Annotated in this window: 10 protein-coding genes; 7 read left to right on the top strand and 3 right to left on the bottom strand. The window is 66.3% G+C overall.

The features are described 5' to 3' along the window. Positions 1 to 385: 385 nt before the first annotated feature. Together WAX14_RS14405 and WAX14_RS14400 are read right to left on the bottom strand one after the other, a co-directional pair. On the bottom strand, positions 386 to 916 hold the full coding sequence (locus WAX14_RS14405; RefSeq protein ID WP_422628736.1) for a hypothetical protein: 531 nt from the start codon (positions 914 to 916) through the stop codon (positions 386 to 388). A 121-nt stretch (positions 917 to 1,037) separates the two neighbouring features. Next, positions 1,038 to 1,160 carry a hypothetical protein gene (locus WAX14_RS14400; protein ID WP_422628735.1) on the bottom strand — a complete coding sequence of 41 codons (123 nt, stop codon included), beginning with the start codon at positions 1,158 to 1,160 and terminating at the stop codon, positions 1,038 to 1,040. A gap of 174 nt (positions 1,161 to 1,334) precedes the next feature. Between WAX14_RS14400 and WAX14_RS14395 the strand changes: the two genes are divergently transcribed. From WAX14_RS14395 to WAX14_RS14375, 5 genes are all read left to right on the top strand, one after another. Further along, on the top strand, positions 1,335 to 1,586 hold the full coding sequence (locus tag WAX14_RS14395; protein ID WP_422628734.1) for a transposase: 252 nt from the start codon (positions 1,335 to 1,337) through the stop codon (positions 1,584 to 1,586). Between the two features lie 48 nt (positions 1,587 to 1,634). Continuing rightward, on the top strand, positions 1,635 to 2,063 hold the full coding sequence (locus WAX14_RS14390; RefSeq protein ID WP_422628733.1) for a hypothetical protein: 429 nt from the start codon (positions 1,635 to 1,637) through the stop codon (positions 2,061 to 2,063). A gap of 310 nt (positions 2,064 to 2,373) precedes the next feature. Further along, positions 2,374 to 2,523 (top strand): hypothetical protein, encoded by a 150-nt coding sequence (locus WAX14_RS14385; RefSeq protein ID WP_422628732.1) that lies wholly within the window; start codon positions 2,374 to 2,376, stop codon positions 2,521 to 2,523. 264 nt (positions 2,524 to 2,787) lie between these two features. Further along, on the top strand, positions 2,788 to 3,246 hold the full coding sequence (locus tag WAX14_RS14380; protein WP_422628731.1) for a prevent-host-death protein: 459 nt from the start codon (positions 2,788 to 2,790) through the stop codon (positions 3,244 to 3,246). Between the two features lie 2 nt (positions 3,247 to 3,248). After that, the gene (locus WAX14_RS14375) at positions 3,249 to 3,599 is read left to right on the top strand and encodes a hypothetical protein (protein ID WP_422628730.1); all 351 of its coding nucleotides are present in this window, start codon (positions 3,249 to 3,251) and stop codon (positions 3,597 to 3,599) included. Between the two features lie 856 nt (positions 3,600 to 4,455). Here the strand turns inward: WAX14_RS14375 and WAX14_RS14370 are convergent. Beyond that, on the bottom strand, positions 4,456 to 4,950 hold the full coding sequence (locus WAX14_RS14370) for an IS3 family transposase (RefSeq protein WP_422628729.1): 495 nt from the start codon (positions 4,948 to 4,950) through the stop codon (positions 4,456 to 4,458). 343 nt (positions 4,951 to 5,293) lie between these two features. Between WAX14_RS14370 and WAX14_RS14365 the strand changes: the two genes are divergently transcribed. Then, entirely contained in the window at positions 5,294 to 6,457 is a 1,164-nt protein-coding gene (locus WAX14_RS14365; protein ID WP_422628728.1) for an acyl-CoA dehydrogenase family protein, read from the top strand. Between the two features lie 14 nt (positions 6,458 to 6,471). Then, positions 6,472 to 7,603 (top strand): CaiB/BaiF CoA transferase family protein (locus tag WAX14_RS14360; RefSeq protein WP_422628727.1); only part of this gene is annotated, 1,132 nt, incomplete at its 3' end.

Below are 7,603 nucleotides of genomic sequence, written 5' to 3'. Positions count from 1 at the left end.
GTGCAGGGCGATCCCCTGCGCGTTGCCGCTCGTTGCCGTTCGTCGTGGACGCCTCCACGTGTGACGATCGCGTGACGTCGGGTGGCTGTGGGCGGCGTCAAGCCGTGGAAGCAACCGAGAAGGGACGAGCACGATGGGCGATGAGGTAGAAGCCGGCCCTGAATACGTTCGCCATCACGGTCGAGGGCCGGATCACCCCCCGAGTGAGAGCTAAACCGATGCGCCAGAACTGGATCCACCCGGAAATCTGACACTACCCACATCGAAGCCCGTGGGTGGAATCTGCCAGTGGTGCAAGAGGGCGCGGCTGATGGAGATCGCCAGGCAGCTCGCGTGGCCGGTCGACGAGAGTTGGCGGCGAGTCTCAGTGCCACCCTCCCAACCCTCAGTGCGGCCGTTTGAACCAGAGGCCGGCACTCCTCCGACACAGGAGAATCACGATGGTGAGACTCGCGGCGAGGCCGAGGAAGCCGGGTGGTTGCACCTGGACCATGCCGCTCAGCCCCATGAGGGTCCCGAAGCTTGCGAATATGATCACGGCTATCCGAAGGCCATTGCCGTTGACGGTGTAGCCGAAGGCAAAGATGCCCAGGAGAAGGGCGGGGAAGAAGCCGCCGATGAGGGTGCCACCCAGCTTGTAGTTGCCGACGGCGACTGCCACTCCCGCCAAGGCGATGCCGAGCGCGGCGAAGACCCAGGAGATGATCTGCGCTGCTCGAACCGAATTGGGCATCGTTGTGGGGTAGGGCGAAGCCTGGGCGTACGGGTATTGGTCGTGCGGGTCGGGCGCCAAGCCCGCGGGCGGGTACGACTCCGGAGAGCCGTTGGGTGTGGCCGGGTACTGCTCGTATTCCCGGTACGGCTGCTCGTATTCCCGGTACGGCTGCGCGTTCGTCGAGTTCTCGCCGACGTCCATTGAGATTGGTCCCCCACCTTCTCGTTCCGGCCTTCCGTTCTGGCCGGATCCTCCGGACGCGAAACATACCGTGTTGTCCGCGCGGAGCGGTCGGCGGGCCAGGCAGGAGAGCGGCTGCGGCTCAGCCGAGTTCGCGTAGGCGCGGGAGGTGGTCGGTGGCGAATTGGGTGAGGAAGCGGGCCTGGTCGTAGCCGGGGCCGTGGACGGCAAGGAGAGCGGCCCTGCTGAGGCATCCGTCCGTCAAGCCGATCGTCGAACAGGACAGGTGTCGATGGTCAGCCGAAGAACGAGCTTCGCGCCGAAGTTGGGCGTTTCGAACAGTCTTTCCTTGTCGAGACCGTGAGACCGTCATGGCCATGGGACAAACAAGGGGAACGGTACAGGTGCGCTGGTCGGCCACCTGGTGCCGGAGGGCAGCATGTTCGCGTTCCTCGCCGCCCACCGCCGGGACGTGTTCTCCGATGGGGAGTTCGAGGACCTGTTCCCGTCCAGGAAGGGCAGGCCGTCGATCCCGGCGTCGGTGATTGCCTCGATCCTGGTGTTGCAGACCCTGCACGACCTGTCCGACCGGGAGACCGCCGACGCGGCCTGGTGCGACCTGCAATGGAAGGTCGCGACCGGGATGGCACTGGACCATACGGGTTTCGATCCGTCCACGCTGGTGTACTGACGTAAGCGCCTCACCAAGTCGACCCGGCCGCACCGGATCAACGAGGCGGTGCGCCGGGTCGTCGCCGAGACCGGGATCGTGCGGGGCCGAGGCAAACGCGCGGTGGATTCGACAATCCTCGCCGACGCGGTCGCCACCCAGGACACCATCACCCAGTTGATCGCGGCGATCCGCCGGGTCGGCCGACAGGTACCCGGCGCCGCCGAGCAGATCACGGCGGTGTGCACCGGACACGACTACACCCGGCAGGGCAAGCCGAGAATCGACTGGGACGATCCCGACGCGAAGGACATCCTGGTCTCGACCCCTGGTCAACGACGCGAACGCGTTGCTCGCGGTGCACGCCGGGGTCGCCGACGGCGGGTGGGACGAGCCGACGCGGGCGGCGTTGGCGTTGCTGGCGTTGGTCGCCGGGCAGGACGTCGAACCCGCCGTCGGCACCGACGGCACCGACGGTCGGTGGCGCATCGCCCGTAAGGTCGCTCCCGACCGGGTGATCTCGACGGAGGACGTCGAGGCGCGGCACACCCGCAAATCACCCAAGGCGCGCCGGGACGGGTATCGGGCGCATGTGGTGGCCGAACCGGGACCGGGATCATCACCGACGAGGCGCTCACCAAGGACGCCGGGACCGAGAATTCCGACGCAGGTGTGGCGGAGAAGTTCCTGGCCGCCGACGCGGAATGTGTCAAGGGGTTTGAGACATCCGCGATCCAGGGATGTCTCACCTCATGCTGACACGCAGGGGAACCCCAGTTCAGGGCTGTCCTACACTCACACACGTTCCGTGCTCGTAGGCTCTGGCATCGACTGTCCCGATGTCGATGCCCATGTGCTGGGCAGATACGTCGACTACTACACCCGTATCGGATTCTTCCGGGCTCTCGATACCGAGGCCGGCAGCGAGGAGCCCCCACTGCTCGAGCGCGCGGAGTGAGCGCTTGCGACAGGGCGGAAGCCCGCCGGCGACTGATGCAGCGGTGCGTTCTCTCACCGCTCGGACGTCGTGCGGGCCGTGCGACACCAGAGCAGCTGTACCGCCACAATGACGATATGGCGGGGACCGGCCAGTCTCTTACGAGCCAGTCCCCACCAATCAATTACCGAACAATTCCTCGGCAACAGGATCAGACGGAAGTGCAACCCGGCTCATCCGTGACCGCATCTACACTTCCGAACACGTTCCGAATAGCATGGGTTCATGACCACCGCAGCAAACCTTCCCACCCGGATCCGACGCTCCTCGGACCTGAGCAAGCACTCCGCCGAAGTCTTCGCCGAAGCCGAGGACCACCCCGTCACAGTGACCCGCCGCGACGGCGAGGCGCTGGTCCTGATGTCGCAGCGCGAGGCCGAGGGCCGCTCGCAGCTGCTGCACTTCGCCGCGCAGCTCATCACCGTCACCCTCGACGACCGCGGCTCGCTCGCCGAGCGCATGGCCAAGGCCTTCCCGTGGATGCTCGCTCTCTCACCCGCCGACCGGGAGTCCTGCGCGCAGGACCTCGTGGACGCGGCGCGCGCCTCGTTCTCCACCGACCAGCCGCACCTGGCAATCGCCGAGCTGACGTCCTGGAAGGAGACGGCCACGGCCGTCGCCGCGGGGCTTGGCAGTGCCGACCTCGAGTGGCTCGACGCAGACGAGACCGTGGAGCGTCCGTAATCATGGCGGCCGCCAAGAAGGGCGAGCTGGTCCCCCGCCCTCCGAAGAAAATTGAATACGAAATACGCTTCGCCACCACCGACGCGCAGAAGAAGTGGCGGGACCTCATCGCGACGATCCGCAACCCGATGACGGAGACGTGGGACTTCCTCACGCGGACACCCCTGGCCACGACAGCGACGAATTACCCGCTCAAGGGCGAGCTCGCCACAATCTCGCGCGGCGGCGCGACCCACGAACGCTGGCAGCACAAACCGACGGCGCAAGGTACCGCACGCATCTGGTACTACGTCCACGAACGCACGGTCTTCCTGGAGCAGGTCCACACCAGCCACCCGAACGAGACAAAATAGCCGGGCAGCGCGCACATTCACATCGCGTGCAGCCAGCTCGGCTGCGACCTGCTCAACGTCGCGCTCGAAGGCGTCGACGGCGAAGCCCGGGATCCTCTTGCTGCACGATGTTGAAGGAGCGGCACACGACGTCCAGAGGAGCCGGTTCCGCTCAACGGCGTCGCTGTTATTGCCCGCCATGCGTTCTCATTCGTCCGTCACAACCGGAGGGAGGCCGGGTGCGCGAAGTAGACCCTCGGTGAAGAGATGGATAGTGCCCCATGTGGTGGTGGACTTCGGATCAGGTGCAAGGTCGCGTAGTGATCAACGAGTCATGGTGAATGCTAGCTGATTTCGAGAACCGTCGCCGACGTCTGGATAGGTTCGGTGGCGGCGTGTTCCGTCGACGCGAAGTGGCCCAACGGACCGCTCAGGGCTACAGGTCCCCGAAGTAACGACAGTTCGTCCCACCGACACGAACCCGGCCGTTCACCAAAGGCATTGGGTCCGGAATCGACCACTGAGCTGCTCGTCATATCGTCTACGCGGCCGACGCGCTCGGGACGCCCAGCCGGCCTCGACGGTCGCGGCGCCCGGAACCCGCCGCAGCTTCTGTTCCGTTCGTCATATGACAGTTGTAATCCTGGTCGTCTCGTAAAACAAGCACCACGCCTGCGTGTGCGCCACTCTGACCTGGGCGTATGTCCCGATTAGCCGGTCAACAGGCAATCGTCCGTCGACCCGACCGACGCGACTGCAGAAGCCTCGCCCAACGCTCGGGCGTAGCGCAGAGCTCGGTACTGCACGCCGCGATCGAAGTGGTGGACCAAACCGGTCACGTCCCGGCCGGCACGGCGCCGTGCCCACAGACCCATCTTCAACGCATCGAGAGCCAGGTCGGTGTAATCCGTGTCGACGTCTGCCACCCGACGATCGCGCGGGAGAACACATCCAGGACGAACGCCACGTAGACCCACACGGACTCGGTGCGTACATATGTCAGGTCGACTACCCACAGCTGGTTCGGCGCGGTGGCCGCGAAGTCGCGTTCGACGAGGTCACGGGGCCTGTCGGTCTCCGGTGCCGGCTTCGTCGTGCGAGGCCATTTCCCACGTACGGTGCCGCGGACACCGAATTCGCGGCAGAGCCGTTCGATGGTGCAGTGGGCCACGTCGTGGCCTTCCCGGTTCAGTTGGGCGTGGATCTTGCGGATTCCGTAGACCCGCATCCGTGGGTGGGTGTGGATGCGCGTGATGTGTTCTCTGAGGACGGAGTCGCGGCGTGCACGGGCGCTGGGCTCGCGGCCGATGAAGGCGCAGTAGGTGCCTGGGGCGATCTTGATTGCGGTGCTCTCGGACAGGACGCAGCACATCGGTTCGACCAGCTATGGCACCGATCCTCGGGATCCGGAACTGTGGGCAACTTTCACCCTCCGCGAGGCGACCGGGACCGCAGTGTGGGCACATCACGTCGACGATGAACCGTTCGAATGTGAAGGGCACCGCTTGATCGCAGACGCGCTGACGCTGTTCTGGCAACGGATCCGTTGCCGAGCCCGGGCCGGCCGTGACGTGGAAACGTTGTGACCACCGAGCGAACCACCTCTGGACAAACGACACGGTCGGATGACATAGTCGGGTCATGCCGCTAGATGGCATACTGCTTCCACTAGATGAAATTCCGTGGCTTCCCTGCACGTCCCATCAGGAGTTCCCGTGACCACTCAGACACTCGACGACAGCCTCGACCTGACCGAATTCCGCAGCACCGTACGCGCTTTCGCGAACGCAGAAATCCTCCCCGGCGCCGCCGAACGCGACGAGTCCAAAGAGTTCCCCGCACACCTGATGCGTCGTCTCGCCGAACAGGACCTGATGGGCATTTCCATCCCCGAGGAGTTCGGCGGCCTCGGCCTGTCGACCCGCGCCCAACTCGTCGCGATCGAGGAAGTCGCCCGCGCCGACGCCGCACTGGCTTCGATCTACACCGCGCACTACCTGGGCCTCGAGCCGATCCTCGTGGGCGGCACCGAAGAACAGAAGAAGCGCTGGCTCCCCGGCCTCGCCTCCGGCGACGTCCTGGCAGGCTTCGCGCTCACCGAACCCGACGCGGGCTCCGACATCGCCTCGATGCGTACCGTCGCCCGGCGCGAAGACGACGGCTGGCACCTGTCCGGTTCCAAGACCTTCATCTCCAACGCCCGCGAAGCCGACCTGGTGGTGCTGTTCGCCAAGACCGACCCCGCGGCCGGTTTCCGCGGCATCACCGCGTTCGCGGTACCCAAGGACACGCCCGGCATCAGCTACTCCGAACCGCAGGACAAGATGGGCATCCGCTCGGCGCCCACCTACACCGTGTACCTCGACGACGTGGTCCTCCCCCACGACGCCGTCATCGGCACCGAGGGCCGCGGTGGCAACATCGCACTCACCGCACTCAACCGTGCCCGTATCGACGTCGCCGCGATGGCCAACGGAATCGCGTTGCGCGCATGGGAACTCGGCCGCGAGTACGCATCCGAGCGCAAACAGTTCGGACACGCGATCTTCGAGTTCCAGGCCATCCAACTGCTGCTCGGCGAATGCGACGCCAAACTCGTCGCCTCGCGTGTGACGGCCGACTGGGCATCCGACGTCAAGGACGCCGGTCAGGACCTGCGCCGCGCCGCATCCATCTCGAAATACGTGGCGACCGAGGCGTGCTTCGCAATCGTCGACCAGGTCGTGCAGATCCACGGCGGCGCCGGGTTCATGCGCGAGTCCGAGATCGAGCGGCTGTACCGCGACTGCCGGATCCTGCGCATCTTCGAGGGCACCTCACAGATCCAGTTGCTCACCATCGCCGGCAACGCCCCGTCGATCCGTTCCACCGAGTACTGAGGGGCACCGCGACCATGACCACCCCCGCGCTCCCCCCGCTCGACGGCATCCGCGTCGTCGACCTGTCCCGTGTCCTGGCGGGCCCCTTCTGCACGGCGCTGCTCGCCGACGCCGGGGCCGACGTCGTCAAGGTCGAGTCGAAAGCCGGCGAGGACTCCCGGCACCTCGGCCCGTTCCGCGACGGCGAGAGCCTCTATTTCGGCATCCTCAACCGTGGCAAGCGTTCGATCGCCTTGGACCTCAAGGACCCCGACGATCGAGAGTCGTTGCTGCGGTTGATCGAAGGCGCCGACGTCGTCGTCGAGAACTTCCGTCCCGGTGTCACCACCCGTCTCGGTATCGACTACGAGGCCGCGCGTGCCCGCAACCCGAAGATCGTCTACGCGTCGATCTCCGGTTTCGGGCAGCAGGGCCCGATGGCGGGCGCCGCCGCCTACGACCTGGTGGTACAAGCCCTGTCCGGTGTCATGAGCATCACCGGCACCGAGGAGTCCGGGCCGACCCGCCTGGGCGAGTCGTTCGGTGACACCGTCGCCGGCTTGTTCGCCGCATGGGGCATCAGCACCGCGCTGCTCGCCGCCCGCACCACCGGCCGAGGCCAGCACCTCGACGTCGCGATGTTCGACAGCATGCTCGCGATGCTGCCGACCGCGCACAGTCAGTTGCAGGCGACCGGAGAGACACCGCGGCGCGTCGGCAACCGGCATCCGGTGTCCACCCCGTTCGACACCTACCGCGCCGACGACGGCCTGTTCGTGCTCGCGATCGCCAGCGAGAAGGGTTTCCGGACACTGGCCGAGACGATGGGCCGCGACGACCTGATCGTCGATTCCCGGTTCGCCACGGACGCCCTGCGCACCGCGAACGAACCCGCGCTCCGGAAGGAGATCGAGGCGTGGGCCGCCGGCCGCACGGTCGCCGAGATCCTCGCGCAGTTGGACGCCGCGGGTCTGGCCGGCTCCGAGGTCTGGACCGTCGAGCAGGCACTCGGCTCCGAGCAGGCCGGATACCGCGGTGTCGTCGAGACGTTCGAGCATCCCGAGGCGGGTGCGATCTCGTATGTCCGGCAGCCGGTCGTGTTCGGCGACAGCGCGCGTCCCTCGGTGCGGCGCAGCCCGATCCTCGACGAACACCACGACGAGATTC

The sequence above is a fragment of the Rhodococcus sp. (in: high G+C Gram-positive bacteria) genome, assembly GCF_049299235.1.
Classification (GTDB): domain Bacteria; phylum Actinomycetota; class Actinomycetes; order Mycobacteriales; family Mycobacteriaceae; genus Rhodococcus.
This window is presented reverse-complemented; position numbering and strand designations above follow the sequence as displayed.

Coding starts and splice junctions, on each gene's coding strand:
- WAX14_RS14405 (WP_422628736.1), bottom strand. CDS start 916: ATGGACGTCGGCGAGAACTCGACGAACGCGCAGCCGTACCGGGAATAC.
- WAX14_RS14395 (WP_422628734.1), top strand. CDS start 1,335: ATGTTCGCGTTCCTCGCCGCCCACCGCCGGGACGTGTTCTCCGATGGG.
- WAX14_RS14380 (WP_422628731.1), top strand. CDS start 2,788: ATGACCACCGCAGCAAACCTTCCCACCCGGATCCGACGCTCCTCGGAC.
- WAX14_RS14375 (WP_422628730.1), top strand. CDS start 3,249: ATGGCGGCCGCCAAGAAGGGCGAGCTGGTCCCCCGCCCTCCGAAGAAA.
- WAX14_RS14370 (WP_422628729.1), bottom strand. CDS start 4,950: ATGTGCTGCGTCCTGTCCGAGAGCACCGCAATCAAGATCGCCCCAGGC.